Genomic DNA, 16,991 nt, shown 5'->3' on the forward strand with positions numbered 1-16,991 from the left:
CCAAACCTGAGATGAGTACACTCTACACGGAGGACACCTCATGCCCAACTCACCCATCTACTTCTTTCACGGCCTCGAATCGGGCCCCATCGGCACCAAATACCTGCGGTTGAGCGAGGATTTCGAGGTCACCTCGCCTGATTTCCAGGGCATGGACATCTGGGAGCGGCTCGAGAAGGCCGAGCGCGAGACCGAGGGCATGAGCGACCTGGTCGTGGTCGGTTCGTCGTACGGCGGGCTGCTCGCCGCGTTGCTCTACTCGAAGCATCCGGAGCGCTTTCACGGCTATGTGCTCATGGCGCCGGCGCTCTATCGGGACGCCGCCGACGAGGTCGAGCGCATGCCCGAAAACGCGGTGGTCATCCACGGGATTCACGACGACGTGGTGCCCATCGACGCGGTGCGCGACAAGTGCGCCGAGCTCGGGGTGACGATCACCGAGGTCGACGACGACCACCGACTGCACAGCTCGCTCGACTTGATGGCCGAGGCGGTTCACAAGGTGCTCGAAGCTCCGTGAAGTGAGGTTTGTTACCCAAACGCGACCATCTTTTAGTAGCATCCTCAAACGCTTGATTGCATTTGACCGACTGGTTAAGCTTCGCGCCTTAGATTTAATGTTTCGCCATTCGTGCCAAGGTATTTCAAGTGTCCAGACTCGCTGTTGTCGTCCTCTCTTGTGTCTTCCTCGCCGCCGCCTGCAGTGACGAGGAGACGAACTCCAATAACCTCGCAGACACGGGGGTAACCGACACCGGGGCCACCGACGCCACCGACGCCGAGGAGGATGTCGCCGACGCCCCGGGGCGCGACGTCGAGGAGGACGTCGACGAGGCGGACGCGGCTGGCGAGGATGTCGAGGAGGATACGACCGACGCGGCCGATACGAGCGACACGACCGACGCCTACACCGACTGCATGCAGGTCCAGGTGCCGGCGACCGTCGACGATGTCCTCCAGGACAGCGCTTCGATCAAGTACTCGACGGTGGTGTCGCCTCGGGTCGAGGGCGACCTGCGCCCACTCGAAATTCTCTTCGAGAAGTACAACAACGCGCGCTTCTTGGGCACCTACGAGCTGGGGCCGGGGACGGTCGACGAGAACTTCGGCAACTGCCACCACTGCTTGTCGATTCCGGGCGGGTCGGCCTCGCGCGCCTTCTTCGCCGACCGCGGCACGCTGGTGCTCAACTCCGACCCGTTCACGCGCAAATGGAACGTCGAGGTGACCAACCTTCGCCTGATCGAGGTGGAGGTGTCGTCGACCCGCGAGTCGACGCCGGTCCCGGATGGGGCGTGCATCGAAGTGGCCGACTTCACTCAGCAAGGGACCTACCCGCCCCAAGACTGGACCTGCCCGCCCACGGCGTGGTTCGACGGCAACGCCTGTAACTGTGGCTGCGGCGCTTGGGACCCCGACTGCAACACCGGCACCTGCCTGCCTGGCGACCCCCACTGTCAGCCGCAGGCCGACGGGCCGCTGCCCATCGTCGGGTGCAGCGCCACCGAAGAGTGTGTGACCGATCCGGTCGCGCGCACCACCGAGTGTGCGACGATCTGCGATTGGAGCGACCAGAGTCAGACCGATTGCACCACCGGCACCTGCGTGTACGACTTCGGCCCCAGCGACAACGACCTGTGCATCAAAGAGCCGCTGCGCATCGCGCCGGCGGTCCAGATCGGCGAGTCGTGCCCGCAGACCGGCTACCAGGTGGTGTGCAACGAGCAGAACGGCTACGCCAACGGCTACTGCGACCCCAACAACGTGTGCCGAAAGCTGTGCACCTCGGACACCGAGTGCACCGCGCCCGACCACACCTGCCGAATCTTCGAGCCGCCCACGGGTACTCTCGGCTACTGCGGTCCGACGCCCACCGATAACTAACCGGCCTAACGACTATTTTCATACAGGCATCAAGACGGCACGCACATCGAGTCGACAGCGGCGGGTCGGCGCTCAGAACTGAGCGACCAGCCCGCCGCTCATCGCCGCGCCAAACTCGGCAGGACGCGCCTCTTCTTCAAACGGTGCTCCGGCAAACGACAGGTGCATCTCGACCACATAGCGGAAGTGGTCGCCCAGATTGAGCGCGGCCCCGCCGTTCAGCCCCACGTAGCCGGTCGTCGGATACAGGTAGTGCTCGTCTTCGCTGAGCTGCAGCCCTTGCTGCTCGATGGGCACGGAGAGGGCGGCGGCGGGGCCGAAGTACAGCGCGCCGACATCCGAAAACGTGCTCACCGGCAGGCTGACGTCGCCGGTTGCATAGTAGATGTCGCCCACGCCGTAGTGACCTCCTCCGAGGCCGAACATCAGCCCGACCATCGAATTGCGGTCACGCATCAGAGCGCGCTGGAATGTCAGACGGCCGGCGCTCAAGACTCCCCCTTCACCCACATGGGGACCGTCGAGGTCGAGCCAGGTATCGTCGTCCTCCTCGTCGTCCTCGTCGCTGATGGCGACGCGGCCGCCGATGACGTCGGCAGCCAGCCTCCAGTCTTCGTTGAGCTGGTGCGCAGCCCTGAACTGGCCCACGACCGCGCTGCCTCCCAAGAAGAAGCCGCCGAAAGCCGCGCCTGCAGACAATTGAGTCTCCCCGGGCTCGGCGGGCAGGGCGAGGCTGCCGAAATTGCCCGACGGCGGGGGGGACAGGCGTGCGCAGCCGGTCGATAGAAGGAGCGAGGCGAGAAGTGCTGTCAAAACCGTGCGTGCCGACATAGGAACATTCACCCAGATGCAGTGGACCGTAAGTAAGACCGCCAGTAACAAGAGCGACCGGTAACAAGAGCGACCGGTAACAAGAGAGACTGGTCCCATGCTTCTGCAATGCGCGTGCCTGCCCTCGAAAACGCGTGAACAAGCTTGTGTGCCCCTGGATGTCGGACGTTGGCGTCTGTAGCGGAGTACGGCTTATCCGCCCATGAACCCGGCCTTGTCCAGCTCGTCGATGAGCGCTGGAAGGCCGTCGTGTTGGGCGCGGATATCCTCGATCACGTACTGCCAGTATTCGGCGTGGCCGGCGCGCTCGAGCTCATCTTTGAGCCGGCGCAGAGTGTTGCAGGCTCGTCGGTAGTGGCTGCGCTTTCGGCGCCCGATGCGGTAGTTGACCTGGCTCATCCGACACGAGATGAGCAGCTCGACCTGCGCGTCGTCGACCGCGCGCACGAGCGGGTCGGCGCAGAGCCGGGCGCGGGAATGCTCTTCGTGCTCGAACCAGCATTCGATGGCGCCGTCGAGGTCGCCCTGCCGGAGCGCGCGTTTGATCCACACGTCGGGAAGCTCGGCGCGAAGTGTCTCGTCGACCTCATCGAGGACGTCGAGCTCGCCGGCCTTCTTGGCGTAGCGCTCCAGCGCGCGGAAGTCCTTGAGGTAGCCGGTCTCTTCGAAAATCGCGCGGGCATAAGGCAACACCGCGGCGAGCACCGACTCGTCGGCCCTGTCGACGAACGCGCGCGCGGCCTTGCGCGCTCGGCTCAGCGCCTTTCTGGACCCCCGACCCTTCGACTCTCGCCACGCGTGCAGCTCGTCGAGCAGGCTCTCGGGCGTGTCGGCCGGCTCGTCGGGCTCGGCCCACTGCTTTCGACCCACGGGCAGCTCGGCAAACGCCTCGTCGGCGCGCTCGTAGAGCGGGTCACACTCACGCGGCATCAGCGGGCCCTCCCAGGCGTACACGCCGCCCTCGTCGTAGTACGGAGGCAGGTGCTCGAGGGTGCAGCCGGCGCCGCCGAGCTTGTCGTAGGCCCCGAAGACCACGCGGCCCACGCCGTGCAGCAGCAGGGTGCCCGCGCACATCACGCACGGCTCGAGGGTCGTGTAACAGGTCATCTCGGCGGCGCGCGGCCACAGGCGATCGTCGACCCGGCGAATCGCCTCCACTTCGGCGTGGCGCCCGGGGTTGTATTGCGGAGAGAGCACCGAGCTTTTGCCCTCGGCGATCACCTCGCCGTCGAGCACGATGACGCAGCCGATGGGCAGGTTGCCCTCCGACTCCGAGGCGAGCGCCAGGTCGACGGCGCGGCGCATGAACTTTTTGTCGGCTCGTTTGCTCATGACTGGCCGGGAAGGTCGCACCCTTCGTCGTCGCAGGCGTCGCCCTGCGGCGCGTCGATGGCTCGTTCCTTCTCGCGCACGGTCTCCAACGCCGAGAGCAAGGTCTCGGAGGCCTGGGCGCCGGGGATGCCGTATTTGCCCTCGATGAGGAAGAACGGCACGCCGGTCACGCCGATCTGGCGGGCTTCGGCGCGGTCGTATTTGACCGCGTCGACGAACCGGTCGCCGTCGAGCATCTCGCGCACTTCTTTGGCGTCGAGCCCCACCTCGCCGGCGAGCTTGGCGAGCTCGTCGCGGTCGCTGATGGGGCGGCCCTCGGTCATGTAGGCGCTCAGGAGGCGCTCCTTCATCTCGCCCTGCTTGTTTTGTCCGTCGGGGCCGTGTTCGCTGGCGAAGTGGATGACCCGGTGGGCGTCGAAGGTGTTGCCACCCTGGGCGTTGTCGAAGTCGAAGTCGAGGCCCTCGTCGGCGGCGTTCTGCTCGACGCGCTGCATCATGGCGCGCGCCTGCTCGACGCCCACGCCGTACTTTTTGGCGAGCTCCTCGACGAGCGGGCCGCTCGGCTTGTCGGGCGCGCTCGGATCGAGCTGGAAGCTTCGCCAGGTGATGTCGACCTCTTCGTCGAACTCCTCGAGGGCGGCTTCGAGCCGGCGCTTTCCGATATAACACCAGGGGCAGACGACGTCGGACCAGATTTCGATCTTCATGGTGGGCTCCGTGCAGCTTGCGCGCATCACGCGCAAAGGGGGTTGTTCGCCCAAACGATTAACATTCTCGGCGCGCTTGCCACAACCAGCGGCCATCAGATGACAAGCAGCAGCCCCGCGTAGGCCGCTGTGCCCAAAAGGAAGGCGCTGAATCGGCTCTCGCGCTCGGCGGGGAGTTCCTCTTTGAGCACGTTCATGACGATGCCGCCGGCCAGAAAGGCGGTGATGGCCAGCAGGGTGATCTCGGAGACCTGCACGGCCATCCCCACCGCCCAGCCGGCCAAGATGACGCCGGCCAGAATCCAGCGCCCGTAGCGTTTGTAGGCGCGCTTATGTTCGTGGCGAAGGCCGTAGTCGGTGACCAAAAAGTGCAGCCCGATGGCCACGGCGTACAGCACGAGCTCGTCGAGGCTTCGGCGTTCGCCGTGGACGAGCAGGTAGCCGATGATGAGGTTGTAGACCGAGTACGAGGCGATATGCAGCCAGAAGACCCAGTCATCGTACTCCTCGCCGGGCTCCTCGGTGCCCGAGAATGCCTCCTTGGGGCGCCTCTGCCGCGCGGCGCGCTCGAGCCCGTAGAAGACGACCAGCCCGACGAGCGCGACCAAAAAGGCGGGCGTGGCCACCACACCCAATTGGTCGTGCTCGGCCAAGACCTCCTCGGCGTGGGCGACCTCCGGCAAGAGGTGCAAAAAGACGTAGGCGACTGAAACCCCGCCGGCCGCCGACAACCAGCGGCTCCGCGGAATCACGTCCAGAAAGCGAAGTTTGCCGCCGAAGAGGTGAGTGAGCGCGAAGACGATGGCTACAGCCAAGCCGATGAATTCCATGGGGTTTGGGGATGTCGGTTGCGAGCTTTCATCTCCTGAAATGTAGCTCGCTCCAGGGGCCGAACAAGCTGCGGTTGCCATAGCCGATGGGAGACGGAGGCTGCGGCGACGCGAGGGCGTCGTGCGCAGATGTCAACAAAAGTAGGCAAAGTCGCTTGACGTCGGAGATCTTAAAAGTTACTCAAAGGCCATGAGTTTGGATGTTTAGTGGGACCGGCGCTGTCCGACCGTCCACCTGGTGAAGGTGGAGTTCGAGGCCGTGTAGTAATGAGTGATTACCATATTCTGCACTCGATCACGTTGCATCTGCGCGACTTGCTCTTCGAAGGGCTGGCCGCCGATGCGACGTTGAAGACGCACTTCACTCAGCAAGTCGACGTCTCGTTGGAGTCGCCGGCGACGCTGCTGGGCGAAGGGCAAGCGGCCGGTTCGGAGCCGCTGTCGTTATATTTGTACCAGGTGGTACCCAACGCTCACCTGAACAACCGCCCGAAGATCCCCGCCGGCCCCGGCACGCTGGCGCATGTTCCCACCAGTCTCGACCTGCTGTACCTGCTGACCCCGCTGCACGACAAGCCGGAGGTGAATCTTCGTATCCTAGCGAAATCAGTGCAGATTCTTGCCGCTCACCCTGTCATCTCGGAAGCGTTTCTCGACTCCGACCTGCGTCCGCGACGTCCGGAGGTTCGCCTGCTGATGCAGCCCCTCGACCTCGAGGGGATGACCCGCATTTGGAACGCGTTCAACCGACCGTACCGACTGTCGCTGGGCTATATGATCCGGCCGGTCTCGATCGACAGCCTGCGCCCCGACGAAGAGTTGGCGCCGGTGCGCGAGCGCCTCGTCGACGTCCACCGCGTCGAGGAGATCGAGTGAGCGGACAGGGGAGGATTTCCAGGAGCACCACGCTCGTCAGCCAAGCACTCATCAGCGGACGCGTCGTCGACGCCATCGACGCCGGCGCGCCGCGATCGGAGGTCGACGTGCGCCTCGTCGACCGGGACAGCGGCGAGTCGTACCCGCTCGATGTAAATGTTCGAAGTGACGGGGTTTTCGCCTTTTTCGGAGATCCTGTGTCTGCATTTGAAGACATTGGGCGGGCGTATCGCCTGCGGCTCGAAGCGAGCGCCGACGGCTATTTGGACGGCGCAGTCGACTTGAGCGATTTCAGCATCCCGTCTGACCAGCCCGCCCAGGCCGACTTCGCCTCGAGCTTCGACGCTGTGGCGGACGCGACTTATCGGCGCTTCAGCGACACGTTGCCCATCGAAGGCCAGCTCATCGAGCTCGAGCGCGAGCCGGTGAGGCTGAGTCTGCTCGTCCTCGACGCCGCCGACAATTCGGCCCTGGCGGGCGCCAGCGTCACCCTCGACGGGGTCACCCAGCAGACCGACGCGGGCGGCGAGGTCGTCTTCGACCCGCTGCCGAGCCAAAAGACTGTCACGATCGACGTGAGCGCGACCGGCTACGACGATGCGCGCATCGAGCACCTCATCGACTACGAGGCCGCCGAGAACCGTCGGCGGATCGCGTTGAGGCAAGAGTAACCCCAACGGAACGAGTAACCTCAACAAGGAAGGGACACCATGCCCGAGTACCTGCATCCCGGCGTCTACATCGAGGAACAACCGGCGCCCCAGACCATCAACGGAGTGAGCACGAGCACGGCCGGTTTCGTCGGTGCGACGGCCAAGGGGCCGACGAGCGGTCGACCCACGCTGGTGACCAGCTTTGCAGACTTCAAGCGCCAGTACGGCGGCCACCTGGGGGAGAGTTTCGGCAGTGCGCGCTTTTTGGCGTACGCCGCCGAGGGGTTCTTCAACAACGGAGGCAAGCGCCTGTACGTCAAGCGGGTGGTCGCCGACGACGCGGTCGCCTCGCAGTTGACCTTCAACAACGGGTTCACCACGCGGCTGGCCGAGCCGATCTCGGGCGGCGACCAAGTCGTGCTGCGCAGCTTGCGCGGCATCGAAGTGGGTACGACGGTGCGCTTCGCCGACCCGCAGGCAGGCGTCGATGAGACGGCCACCGTCGAGGGCTACGACCACGCCTCGGGGCGGGTCACGCTCGACGCCCCGCTCACGGAGACGTTCACCGTGGGCCGCTGCCAGGTGAGCATCGACGGCACCACCTCCGCCGACGCCGGCGCGACGACGCTGCTGTTGCGCGCCAGCAGCGAAGGTGAGTGGGGGGATGAGGTGTCGGTGACGCTGAGCGACCAGGACGGCGCGCTCGTGGCGACCGCCAGCGACGCCACGGCGCTCGAGGTGAAGGTCGACCAGGCACCCGTGGCGGTGTCGCTCGACGAGGGGCCCGCCCAGGGCGACGACGAATTGACGACCTCGACGGCCAACGCTCTCGAAGAGGGCGACGTCATCTCATTCGACCACGCGGGCGTCGACGAGCGCTACGTGGTCGCCGCGGTCAGCGGCAAGGCAGTCACGTTGGCGACCAAGTGCGCCAGCGACCAGAGCGCGACCGCCGAGGTGCACAAGCTGACCGCCGCGGTCGCCGGGGCCGACGACCCGGCGGTGACCTTCGAGGCGTTTAGCTCGGACCTGGAGGCCGGCGACGTGGTGCGCGTGCGCACCGGCGACGGCGTGCAGACCCTGGTGGTCAAGGCGGTCAGCGGCGCGGACGTGACCTTCGAGACCGACGATTACCCGCTGCGCTTGCCGATTACGACCGATTCGACGTTGACCCACGCGCACGCCGGGGAGGCCGGCGCCGCGTCGCTGACGGTCAGCTCGACGGTCAACCTGTACGAGGGCGCGATCGTCGAGATCGACGACGGGACCCACAAGCAATACGGCCTCGTCGACACGATCGTCGATCGCAGCCACCTCGATCTGGCCGACAATCTGGGGCGGACCGTCCCCGCCGGCGCCAGCGTGCGTGTCGTCGAGTTTCGGCTCACCGCCGCCTACGACGGCACCACCGAGCAATTCGGGAACTTGAGCCTCAACGAGGAGAGCGAGCGTTTCGTCGAGACGATCGTCAACGGCGAATCCGAGTTGATCACCGCCGAGGTGCTCGCCTTCGATACGGCCAATCTGGCCGCGTCGCTGCCGCGGCTCGAAGAGGGGATTTCACAGACCACGCTGGGCGGGGGCGACAACGGCAGCGCGCCGAGCGCGCTCGATATTGTCGGCGAGGACAACGGGCCGGGCAACCGCAGCGGCATCCACGCAATGGCGGTGATCGACCAGGTCAGCATTCTGGCGGCGCCTGGCTTCGGCGACCAGGTGGTCCACGACGCGCTGTTGACCCAGTGTGCGCTGCTCAAAGACCGCTTCGCGGTGCTCGACCCTCCTGCGGCGAGCGATCTGCAGCAGGTCCAGCAGGCGCGCGGCAACCTCGATTCGCTGTACGGGGCGATGTACTACCCGTGGCTGGTCCAGCTCGACGCGCGCGACGGCGCCGAGTTGCCCGTGCCGCCCAGTGGTCACGTCGCCGGGATCTATGCCCGCGTCGACAACGAGCGCGGCGTGCACAAGGCCCCGGCCAACGAAGTGGTTCGCGGCATCGTCGATCTCGAGGTGGCTCTGACCGACGCCGATCAGGACATCCTCAACCCTCACCCGACCAATATCAACGTCATCCGGGACATGCGCGCTCGCGGCCGGGGCATCCGTGTGTGGGGCGCGCGCTGCGTGACCTCGGACAACGCTTGGAAGTACGTGCCGGTGCGCCGGCTGTTCATCTTCGTGGAGGAATCACTCGAGGAGGGGCTGCAATGGGCGGTCTTCGAGCCCAACGGTCACGCGCTATGGACGCGGGTTCGCCGCACCATCTCGGGCTTTCTTCGCACGTTGTGGCGAGACGGGGCCTTGGCCGGGCGCACCCCCGAGCAGGCCTTCTTCGTTCGTTGCGACGAGACCACGATGAGCGAGCAAGACCGCGCCAACGGACGGCTCATCGTCGAGGTGGGCATCGCCCCGTTGCGCCCGGCCGAGTTCGTCATCATTCGCATCGGCCAAAAGACGCTGGACAGCGCCGAATAACCCACTGAATCGATTCGAGGAGAGAGATCATGGCGGTTGGAGAACGCATCGACCCCTACGCCCAGTTCAGCTTTATCGTGCGCATCGACGGCGTCGACGTGGCCGGGTTTACCGAGGCCAGCGGCTTTGTGGCCGAGTCCGACGTCATCGAGTACCGCGAGGGCTCCGACGAGCACACCATGCGAAAGCTGCCCGGGCTGCTCAAGTACAACAACATCAGCCTCAAACGCGGGATTACCAACAACGACGCGTTGTGGAAGTGGCGAAAGACGACCCTCGACGGGCAGACCCAGCGGCGCGACGGGGCAATCGTGTTGCGCGACGAGGCGGGCAACGAGGTCATCGCCTGGTCGTTTCGCGCCGGTTGGATCGCCAAGTACGAGGGCGCCACGCTCGACGCGAAGTCCTCGGAGGTGGCCGTCGAGACGATCGAGATCGCCCACGAAGGCCTCGACTACGAGGTGCTCTAGGGAGCCCGATGACCACCCGACCCACCACACCCGGCGTGTTCTGGGCGCCGTCACGGCCCCAGGCGAGCCGCCCGCAGGTGCGCAGCGACGTGGCCGCGTTGCTCGGTTTTGCCGAGCGCGGGCCGCTGCACGAGCCGGTGCGCCTGCAGAGTTGGCGCGAGTTCGAGTCGGTCTTCGGACGCGCGGTACCCCGGTATCATCTGGGGCGCGCGGTGCGCGGGTTCTTCGCCAACGGAGGCCGGGTGTGCTGGGTGGTGCGCATCGCCGCGCCCGAGGCAGCCTTGGCGGCGAGCGTCAAGCTCGCAGACGCCGAGGCCGGCAGTTGGAGCGTCCGGGCGAGCAGTCCCGGGATTTGGGGTGACGAGTTGCGTGTGGAGGTGACCGAGAAGGTCGCCGGAGCGACGTTGGCGAGCCCGTGGGGCGCGAACACCCTGCAGGCCGAGGCGCTGGCAGGTTTCGAGGCGCACGCACGCCTTCGCCTGCAGGCCGAGGGCGCCCAGCCCGTTTACAGCGAACTTGTCGGGCTCGACGCGCTCGGCGGGACCCTGCAGATCGCCGAGCCGCTGGCCGACCACGGCCTGGCCGGCCAGCCCGCCGGATCGATCTCGGTGGAGGTCGTCGAGTTCGAGCTGACGGTGTGGAGAGACGACGCGGTCGTCGAGCGCCTCGATCGGCTGTCGAGCTCGAAAGCGCACCCGCGTTATGCCGCCGAGGTGGCCCGAGAGGCCGAGTACGTTCGCATCGAGCCGTCGGCGGGCGCGGTTCACCCGCTGTCGAGCTCGCCTGTCGCGCTGGGCGGTGGCGCCGACGGGCTCGCGCAGGTGGCCGTCGAGCACTTCGTCGGCGGCGCGGGGCTCTCCTGGGGGCTGTCGACCGTGGCGGCGAACCAAGAGATCGGCCTGCTCGCCTGCCCAGACTTGATGCCGGTCGTCGAGGAGATGGCGATGCCCGCCCCCATCGCCGGGCGAAGCTACGATTGCAGCGATCTCGACGCCCCCGCGCCCGTCGAGGTCGATGGCGTTGTGGTCGACGCCGGCGGGGAGGCGCTCGCGGGGGCCACGGTGCACCTGCCCGGGGTCAGCGTCGAGTCGGCCGCCGACGGCGGTTTTCGGCAGACGGTCAACCCGGTCGACGGCAAAGTAGGGGTGCGAGTGGGCCTCGACGGCTACACGACCTACGAGGCCACGTTGAGCGTGGCCGAGCTCGGCCAGACGATCGTGGTCGAGCTTCGCCGCAAGGAGCGCGCCCCTCGGTTTTCGGCGCGTGTCATCTTTTCGGTCCAGCAGGCGATGGTCGAGCAGTGTGAGCGGCGCCGCGACCGCTTTGCGATTCTGGACGCTCCGGTCGACCCGCTGCGGCGCGACTTGCGCGCGGTGCGCGACTGGCGGCTACGCTTCGACAGCGCCTTCGGCGCGCTCTATTACCCGTGGATCTCGGTGCCCGACTCGCAGGCATCCGGCGCCGTGGTGCGCCCGATGCCCCCGAGCGGGCACATCGCCGGGGCGTTCGCCGCCACCGACCTGACCGAAGGGCCGCATCACGCCGCCGCCAACCTCGCGCTGCGCGGGGTCCGCGGGGTCAGCGCCCAGCTCGAAGACGAGCTTCACGGGGTGCTCAACGAGGCGGGCGTCAACGTGCTGGCTGCGCTTCCCGGCCGCGGGGTGCGGCCGCTGGGAGCGCGTACCCTGAGCAGTCAGACCGCCTGGCAGTTCATCCCGGTGCGCCGCCTGGTCAACCAACTTCGCGAAGAGATCGAGGTGGCGCTCAGTTGGGCGGTCTTCGAGCCCAATGACCCCACCCTGGCGCTGCTGGTGCGCGCTTCGCTCACCGCGCTGGTCGACCGACATTGGCGACGTGGTGCGCTCGCCGGCCAGACCGCCGAAGAGGCCTACCGGGTGGTGTGCGACCAGACCACGACCACCGAGCAGGACCGCGCCAACGGGCGGTTGGTCGCCGAGGTATGGGTGGCGCCGGCGGTGCCGCTCGAGTTTATCGGCCTGCGCCTGGGGATGACCACCGACACGCTGTCGTTCGAGGAGGTGTGACGATGACCGGACCTAACGCCACGCGCCTGCTGACCGATCCGGTCCCCGCGTTCAACTTCTTGGTCGTCTTGCTCGACCCCACCTCGAGCGGGCCGCGCTCGGTGGCGGGATTCTCCGAGTGCAGCGGCCTGGAGGCGACCATGCAGGTCGAGGAGTACGCCGAAGGGGGCAACAACGACCGCGTCCACAAGTTTCCGGGGCGCTTCACGTTCAGCAACCTGACGCTCACCCGCGGGGTGACGTTGGATCCGACGCTGAGGCTGTGGCACCGGCGCACCCTCCAGGGAGAGGTGGTGCGCTACGACGGGCTGGTCATCTTGCTCAACGAGGCGCGGCTTCCGGTGCTCGCCTGGCGTTGGGAGCGCGGGCTGCCGGTCAAGCTGAGCGGGCCCACGCTCGACGCCACGTCGAGCCAAACGGCCATCGAGACGCTCGAGATTTCGCACGAGCGTATCGAGCCCTATTCGACCGAGCAGATCGGACTAGAGGTATTGGGATGAGCGAGAAGACCAACGTGAGAATCGGCAAGGTCACCACCGACGTGCGGGTCACCGACGCTTCGGCGATGCTCCAGCCGCAGGTGTTGCAGCGCATCGTCGGCGCGGTCATCTCCGAGTTGGAGGCGCGTGAGCGCAGCCAGAAGGCTCTGGCGCGCGAGCGCGCCCTGGGCGACGACGACCAGAGCGGGTGGGGGTGAGCGATGGCTGGCAACTTGGTCAACGCGACGTTCTATCCGCTCGACAAGGTCGCGAAGAGCTATGAAAGGGTCATCGGCGACGCCACCGGCGGCGCCGACAAGAGCAGCACGGTGACGTGCCAGTTCAATCCCAACGAGCTGTCGGTGAGCAAGGCCGCCCAATACGCCGAGGTGGCCATCCCCGGGTTGGATTCGCCGATCTTGCAGTTCGTGCGCGGCTCGAACGAGCGGGTCAGCCTCAATCTTTTCTTCGACTCGACCGAGCCGGACGCCCAGGGGCGCGTGCATCCGGTGACGCTGAAGACCAACAAGTTCTACAACTTGGTCAAGATGAGCGGCGAGCACCACGCCCCCCCTCGGCTGCTGTTGACGTGGGGGGCGACTTTTCCGGGCACCTACGACGCCACCGGGCCGATCACCGACAAGGACGAGAAAAACGCGCCGGGTCACCGCAAGGGATTTGTGTGTGTGGTGGAGAGCGTCGAGCAAAACTTCACCTACTTCTCACCGGAGGGGGCGCCGCTTCGGGCGACGCTGGCGGTGGCGCTGCGCGAGTACAAGACCCTCGAGATGCAGCTCGCCGAGCTGAACCTGCAGACCTCCGACCACACGCGCACCTACACCGTCGAGCAGGGTGACACGCTGCCGTTGATCGCCCACAAAACTTACGAGGACGCCTCGCGCTGGCAGTTTATCGCCCGCGCCAACGGCATCGTCGACCCGCGTCGTCTGCAGGTGGGCCAGGTGCTGACTCTGCCGGTACTTCGGAGGTAGCGCGGTGACTCAGGGCGACAAAATCTACGAGGGCCGTGCGTTCTGGAGGCCCACCTTCGAAGTGCGCCTGGGCGGCGAGTCGCTCGACCGGCAGGTGGTGCGCGACGTCATCAGCGTCAGCTACACCGACTCGCTCGATGCGCTCGACACCTGCCAGTTGACCTTGAACAACTGGGACGAGGCCAACCGCAGGTTCAAGTATAGCGACAGTGGGCTATTCGACCCCGGCACCTCCATCGAGGTGTATATGGGCTACCTCGACGACCCGATGGCCAGCGGTCAAAAGTCGCCGCTGCAGTTGATGCTGCGCGGCACGATCACCTCGATGCAGCCCTCGTTTCCGGCCGGCGGGCAGCCGACCATCCAGATCCGCGCGCTCAACGAGCTGTACCGGCTGCACTTCAAGCAGAAGACCGAGACTTACAGCGAGCGCACGGACACCCAGATCGCCCGGGATATCCTGAAGTCGCTCGAAGCCGACATGCAGGCGCAGGCAAGCGCGGTGGGCAAGACCCCGCCGCGGCTGGAGCTGAAGACCAACCCGAATCAAGAGGCCGCCGAAGACACGATTCCGTACGTCGCCGTGGAGAACGAGTATCCGATCCTGTTTTTGATGAAGCGCGCGCGGCGAAACGGCTACGACCTGTATATCGAGGAGGTCGACGACGGCGAGCAGACCAAGTCGCTGTTGCACTTCCACCCGCCGGTCGACGGCACGCCGCCGGCCTACGAGCTGAAGTGGGGCGAGAGCTTGGTGAGCTTTTCACCGACGCTGCGCACCAAAAATCAGGTCGCCAAGGTCAAGGTGCGTGGGTGGAATCCGACGCAGACCAAAGAGCCGATCGAGGCCGAGGCGACGCGCGAGGATCTGCCGTTCGCGCCGCTGTTGGCCGCCGAGGATTTGGCCGCCGTCGACGGCGCGCTCGCCGGCAGCGAAGAGGTCGTGGCCGACCGGCCGATCTACAACGAGCGCGAGGCCAAGGAGCTGGCCAAAGAGATCTTGGCCAACAAGCTCAAGGACATGGTCACCGCGTCTGGAAGCACGGTCGGGCTTCCCAAGCTTCGGGCCGGGCGCGCGGTCTATATCCGCAACCTGGGGCGGCGCTTCAGCGGGCGTTATCTGGTCACCAGCAGCACGCACACCATCGGTGACGGCGGGTACACCACCGACTTCGAGGCGAGAAAAGAGGACCGCAAGACGGCCAAGGCCGAGGGCGAGGAGGTCGAATCGTGAGGGAGCGTCGCATCAGTGGAGTGGTCCCCGGGGTGGTCAAGAGCCTCGAAGATCCCGACAAGCTCGGCCGGGTCAAGGTCGAGGTGCGCCAGTGGGGCGACCAGGTCGAGACCTATTGGGCACGGGTGGCCTCACCGATGGCGGGCAGCTCGCGTGGCATGCAGTTCATGCCCGAGAAGGAAGACGAGGTGCTGCTGTCGTTCGACCGCGGCGATATCCGCATGCCCTATATCGTCGGCTACCTGTGGAACGGTCCCGAGCCGCCGGTGCACGCCGAAGAGCCCTCGCGCCGCGTGATTCGCACCGTCAAAGGCCACGAGCTCGAGTTCGACGACCGCGACGGCGAGGAGCGCATCGCGATTCGGTTTCGGGGCGCCGAGCCCCTCATCGAGATGAGTGAGTCGGGCATCACCCTGAAGGTCGACGACGCGAACAAGATCGAGCTGACCTCGAGCGGCATCAAGATCATCGGCACGCGCATCGACTTGAATCCTTAATAGCCGACCCAAACCGGAGCGGACAAGAATCGTGGAAGTTGTCGGACATCCAGCGTTGAGCGCACGGCTGGTGATGGGCCATCGCGTGTGGGGCGGCGCCCCTCAGGCGGTGCTCACCGCCGTGGCCAAGGCGAGTTACGCGGTGGGCGCGGGCGGCGAGTTGACCCGCGTGGCGCCAGCCGATCTCGTGATGACCGAGCAGGTTTACAATGGCGGGGCCGATCGCGACGAACAGGTGGTCCGCTACGAGAGCGACCTGGTGCCCTACAAGCCCAAGGCAGACTTGGTCGTTCTGGGCGAGGCGGGCGGAGGCGTAAGTCGTTGGGTCGAGTGGTTGGCGACGGGCGGTAAGTCGTTGAGCCGCGACTCGAGAGACACGCATTGGGGGCCGTCGATGAACCCTGCGCTGGTGACCTTCGGCTGGCTGCGCGCCGATCTCGAGCCGCGCCTGCTGAACGCCGGCAGCGACTTGGAGAACTTCGACCCGGCCCAGCTCCTGCCAGACGACTTTTCGAACGCGTTTTATAACGCCGGAGTCTGCGCCGACATGCGGCCGCCATACTCGAACTCCGAGCCGCCCTTCGATCATCTTTCGCCTGACCAGAGCGTGCACGTGCTGTCGTTTCGCGACCCGAACGACGACGGCTCGTGGGACGACATGGAGGGGGTCGCATTGCGCACGCCTGCGGTCTTTCCCGGTGCGCATATCGAGCGGCGTAGCGGCGGCCAAGTTTCGCTAGACATGCGCCTGGATACTTTCGTGTACGACCGCAGCGCCGCGCACCTCGACTTGGTGTGGCGCGGGGCCTTGGCCTACGCGCCGGCCGACTTGGCCGATTTTGGCAAGCTCGTCTTCGACTGGGAGGACGCCTGATGTTTCCGATCACCACAAATCGCGCCGGGTTTATCTGCCTGGCTTTTCCCGATGTGTGCAAGACGCCGACGCCTGGCGGCGAGGTGCCCATCCCCTATCCGAACGTCGGCCAGTTTTCGCAGGCCGAGCAGGTCTCCGAAGACGTCTTCGTCGGAGGTAAAGCCGTGGTCACCGAGGCGAGCTACATCGATCCGACCACCGGCGACGAGCCAGGCACCGGTGGTGGCGTGGTCGATGCCGGAAAGCATATGGACCAAGCGACCTTCGAGCCGCCGACGTCGCGCGAGGTCTACGTCAACGGCCAGCGGGTGGTTTGCATGTTCGATTCGACGAAGCAAAACGGCGAGAACGCCCGCGGCACCGTGCTCGGCGGCGAGCCGACGGTGCTCGTCGGTGGAGGTGGCGCGTGAGCTCGAACTTCGACGATTCCATCTTGGGCACCGGCTGGCGCTTTCCGGTCGACGTGGGCGGCCGCGGTGGGTTTCGCCTGGCCAAAGGGGCCGACGCCATCGCCCAGTCGATCTGGCTGATCGTGTCGACGTCTCCCGGCGAGCGCATGATGCGCCCGGAGTTCGGCTGCGCGATCCACGACTTTGTGTTCGCGCCCAACAACGCCGGCACGCGTGCGGCCATCGCCCACCACGTCCAAGAGGCGCTGGTGCGCTGGGAGCCGCGCATCGACGTCATCGACGTGCGCGCCACCAGTGACGCCGAGCGCCCCAACCTGTTGCGCGTCGAGATCGACTACCGCGTGCGCGCCAACAACGCGGTGCACAATCTCGTCTATCCGTTCTTTTTGCAGGAGTAAGAGT

General features: G+C 66.1%; 19 protein-coding genes. 15 read left to right on the forward strand and 4 right to left on the reverse strand.

The window, feature by feature from the left end; genetic code table 11:
• The first annotated feature begins 40 nt into the window (after positions 1-40).
• Both FIV42_RS16320 and FIV42_RS16325 read left to right on the forward strand, forming a co-directional pair.
• Positions 41-520, forward strand: coding sequence for an alpha/beta fold hydrolase (locus tag FIV42_RS16320; protein ID WP_141198718.1), 480 nt, complete (start codon positions 41-43; stop codon positions 518-520).
• 128 nt (positions 521-648) lie between these two features.
• Positions 649-1,884: a hypothetical protein gene (locus tag FIV42_RS16325; protein WP_141198719.1), complete on the forward strand. Its 1,236-nt coding sequence runs from the start codon at positions 649-651 to the stop codon at positions 1,882-1,884.
• 72 nt (positions 1,885-1,956) lie between these two features.
• Here the strand turns inward: FIV42_RS16325 and FIV42_RS16330 are convergent, their stop codons facing one another.
• From FIV42_RS16330 to FIV42_RS16345, 4 genes are all read right to left on the reverse strand, one after another.
• A complete protein-coding gene (locus FIV42_RS16330) occupies positions 1,957-2,697 on the reverse strand; it encodes a hypothetical protein (RefSeq protein WP_141198720.1) in 741 nt (246 codons plus the stop codon).
• A 210-nt stretch (positions 2,698-2,907) separates the two neighbouring features.
• On the reverse strand, positions 2,908-4,047 hold the full coding sequence (locus FIV42_RS16335; protein ID WP_141198721.1) for a nucleoside deaminase: 1,140 nt from the start codon (positions 4,045-4,047) through the stop codon (positions 2,908-2,910).
• A complete protein-coding gene (locus tag FIV42_RS16340) occupies positions 4,044-4,754 on the reverse strand; it encodes a DsbA family oxidoreductase (RefSeq protein ID WP_141198722.1) in 711 nt (236 codons plus the stop codon). The genes FIV42_RS16335 and FIV42_RS16340 overlap by 4 nt, the downstream gene beginning before the upstream one ends.
• A gap of 95 nt (positions 4,755-4,849) precedes the next feature.
• Positions 4,850-5,584 carry a ZIP family transporter gene (locus tag FIV42_RS16345; protein WP_141198723.1) on the reverse strand — a complete coding sequence of 245 codons (735 nt, stop codon included), beginning with the start codon at positions 5,582-5,584 and terminating at the stop codon, positions 4,850-4,852.
• A gap of 267 nt (positions 5,585-5,851) precedes the next feature.
• Between FIV42_RS16345 and FIV42_RS16350 the strand changes: the two genes are divergently transcribed.
• From FIV42_RS16350 to FIV42_RS16410, 13 genes are read left to right on the forward strand one after another with little or no spacing between them, the layout of a single operon-like run.
• On the forward strand, positions 5,852-6,460 hold the full coding sequence (locus FIV42_RS16350; RefSeq protein ID WP_141198724.1) for a Pvc16 family protein: 609 nt from the start codon (positions 5,852-5,854) through the stop codon (positions 6,458-6,460).
• Complete coding sequence (locus FIV42_RS16355; RefSeq protein WP_141198725.1) at positions 6,457-7,131, forward strand: carboxypeptidase regulatory-like domain-containing protein; 675 nt, start codon at positions 6,457-6,459, stop codon at positions 7,129-7,131. Before FIV42_RS16350 ends, FIV42_RS16355 begins: the two co-directional genes overlap by 4 nt.
• 39 nt (positions 7,132-7,170) lie before the next feature.
• The gene (locus FIV42_RS16360; RefSeq protein WP_141198726.1) at positions 7,171-9,588 is read left to right on the forward strand and encodes a phage tail sheath family protein; all 2,418 of its coding nucleotides are present in this window, start codon (positions 7,171-7,173) and stop codon (positions 9,586-9,588) included.
• Positions 9,589-9,617: 29 nt separating this feature from the next.
• Positions 9,618-10,058 carry a phage tail protein gene (locus FIV42_RS16365; protein ID WP_141198727.1) on the forward strand — a complete coding sequence of 147 codons (441 nt, stop codon included), beginning with the start codon at positions 9,618-9,620 and terminating at the stop codon, positions 10,056-10,058.
• Positions 10,059-10,066: 8 nt separating this feature from the next.
• Positions 10,067-12,103, forward strand: coding sequence for a phage tail sheath subtilisin-like domain-containing protein (locus FIV42_RS16370; protein ID WP_141198728.1), 2,037 nt, complete (start codon positions 10,067-10,069; stop codon positions 12,101-12,103).
• Between the two features lie 2 nt (positions 12,104-12,105).
• Entirely contained in the window at positions 12,106-12,603 is a 498-nt protein-coding gene (locus FIV42_RS16375; protein WP_141198729.1) for a phage tail protein, read from the forward strand.
• Positions 12,600-12,800 (forward strand): hypothetical protein, encoded by a 201-nt coding sequence (locus tag FIV42_RS16380; protein ID WP_141198730.1) that lies wholly within the window; start codon positions 12,600-12,602, stop codon positions 12,798-12,800. The genes FIV42_RS16375 and FIV42_RS16380 overlap by 4 nt, the downstream gene beginning before the upstream one ends.
• Positions 12,801-12,803: 3 nt before the next feature.
• Complete coding sequence (locus tag FIV42_RS16385; protein ID WP_141198731.1) at positions 12,804-13,574, forward strand: CIS tube protein; 771 nt, start codon at positions 12,804-12,806, stop codon at positions 13,572-13,574.
• A gap of 4 nt (positions 13,575-13,578) precedes the next feature.
• Positions 13,579-14,808 (forward strand): phage late control D family protein, encoded by a 1,230-nt coding sequence (locus tag FIV42_RS16390; protein WP_141198732.1) that lies wholly within the window; start codon positions 13,579-13,581, stop codon positions 14,806-14,808.
• Complete coding sequence (locus FIV42_RS16395; protein ID WP_141198733.1) at positions 14,805-15,305, forward strand: phage baseplate assembly protein V; 501 nt, start codon at positions 14,805-14,807, stop codon at positions 15,303-15,305. The genes FIV42_RS16390 and FIV42_RS16395 overlap by 4 nt, the downstream gene beginning before the upstream one ends.
• A gap of 31 nt (positions 15,306-15,336) precedes the next feature.
• On the forward strand, positions 15,337-16,179 hold the full coding sequence (locus FIV42_RS16400; RefSeq protein ID WP_141198734.1) for a DUF2169 domain-containing protein: 843 nt from the start codon (positions 15,337-15,339) through the stop codon (positions 16,177-16,179).
• Positions 16,179-16,589, forward strand: coding sequence for a DUF4150 domain-containing protein (locus FIV42_RS16405; protein WP_141198735.1), 411 nt, complete (start codon positions 16,179-16,181; stop codon positions 16,587-16,589). Before FIV42_RS16400 ends, FIV42_RS16405 begins: the two co-directional genes overlap by 1 nt.
• On the forward strand, positions 16,586-16,987 hold the full coding sequence (locus FIV42_RS16410; RefSeq protein WP_174769511.1) for a GPW/gp25 family protein: 402 nt from the start codon (positions 16,586-16,588) through the stop codon (positions 16,985-16,987). Before FIV42_RS16405 ends, FIV42_RS16410 begins: the two co-directional genes overlap by 4 nt.
• The last annotated feature ends 4 nt before the right edge of the window (positions 16,988-16,991 follow it).

Origin of the sequence: Persicimonas caeni (genome assembly GCF_006517175.1) — a bacterium.
Classification (GTDB): domain Bacteria; phylum Myxococcota_A; class Bradymonadia; order Bradymonadales; family Bradymonadaceae; genus Persicimonas; species Persicimonas caeni.

Excerpts from the sequence above, each read along its gene's own strand:
- FIV42_RS16320 (WP_141198718.1), top strand. The coding sequence starts at position 41 with ATGCCCAACTCACCCATCTACTTCTTTCACGGCCTCGAATCGGGCCCC.
- FIV42_RS16335 (WP_141198721.1), bottom strand. The coding sequence starts at position 4,047 with ATGAGCAAACGAGCCGACAAAAAGTTCATGCGCCGCGCCGTCGACCTG.
- FIV42_RS16340 (WP_141198722.1), bottom strand. The coding sequence starts at position 4,754 with ATGAAGATCGAAATCTGGTCCGACGTCGTCTGCCCCTGGTGTTATATC.
- FIV42_RS16345 (WP_141198723.1), bottom strand. The coding sequence starts at position 5,584 with ATGGAATTCATCGGCTTGGCTGTAGCCATCGTCTTCGCGCTCACTCAC.
- FIV42_RS16350 (WP_141198724.1), top strand. The coding sequence starts at position 5,852 with ATGAGTGATTACCATATTCTGCACTCGATCACGTTGCATCTGCGCGAC.
- FIV42_RS16360 (WP_141198726.1), top strand. The coding sequence starts at position 7,171 with ATGCCCGAGTACCTGCATCCCGGCGTCTACATCGAGGAACAACCGGCG.
- FIV42_RS16365 (WP_141198727.1), top strand. The coding sequence starts at position 9,618 with ATGGCGGTTGGAGAACGCATCGACCCCTACGCCCAGTTCAGCTTTATC.
- FIV42_RS16370 (WP_141198728.1), top strand. The coding sequence starts at position 10,067 with ATGACCACCCGACCCACCACACCCGGCGTGTTCTGGGCGCCGTCACGG.
- FIV42_RS16375 (WP_141198729.1), top strand. The coding sequence starts at position 12,106 with ATGACCGGACCTAACGCCACGCGCCTGCTGACCGATCCGGTCCCCGCG.
- FIV42_RS16380 (WP_141198730.1), top strand. The coding sequence starts at position 12,600 with ATGAGCGAGAAGACCAACGTGAGAATCGGCAAGGTCACCACCGACGTG.
- FIV42_RS16385 (WP_141198731.1), top strand. The coding sequence starts at position 12,804 with ATGGCTGGCAACTTGGTCAACGCGACGTTCTATCCGCTCGACAAGGTC.
- FIV42_RS16405 (WP_141198735.1), top strand. The coding sequence starts at position 16,179 with ATGTTTCCGATCACCACAAATCGCGCCGGGTTTATCTGCCTGGCTTTT.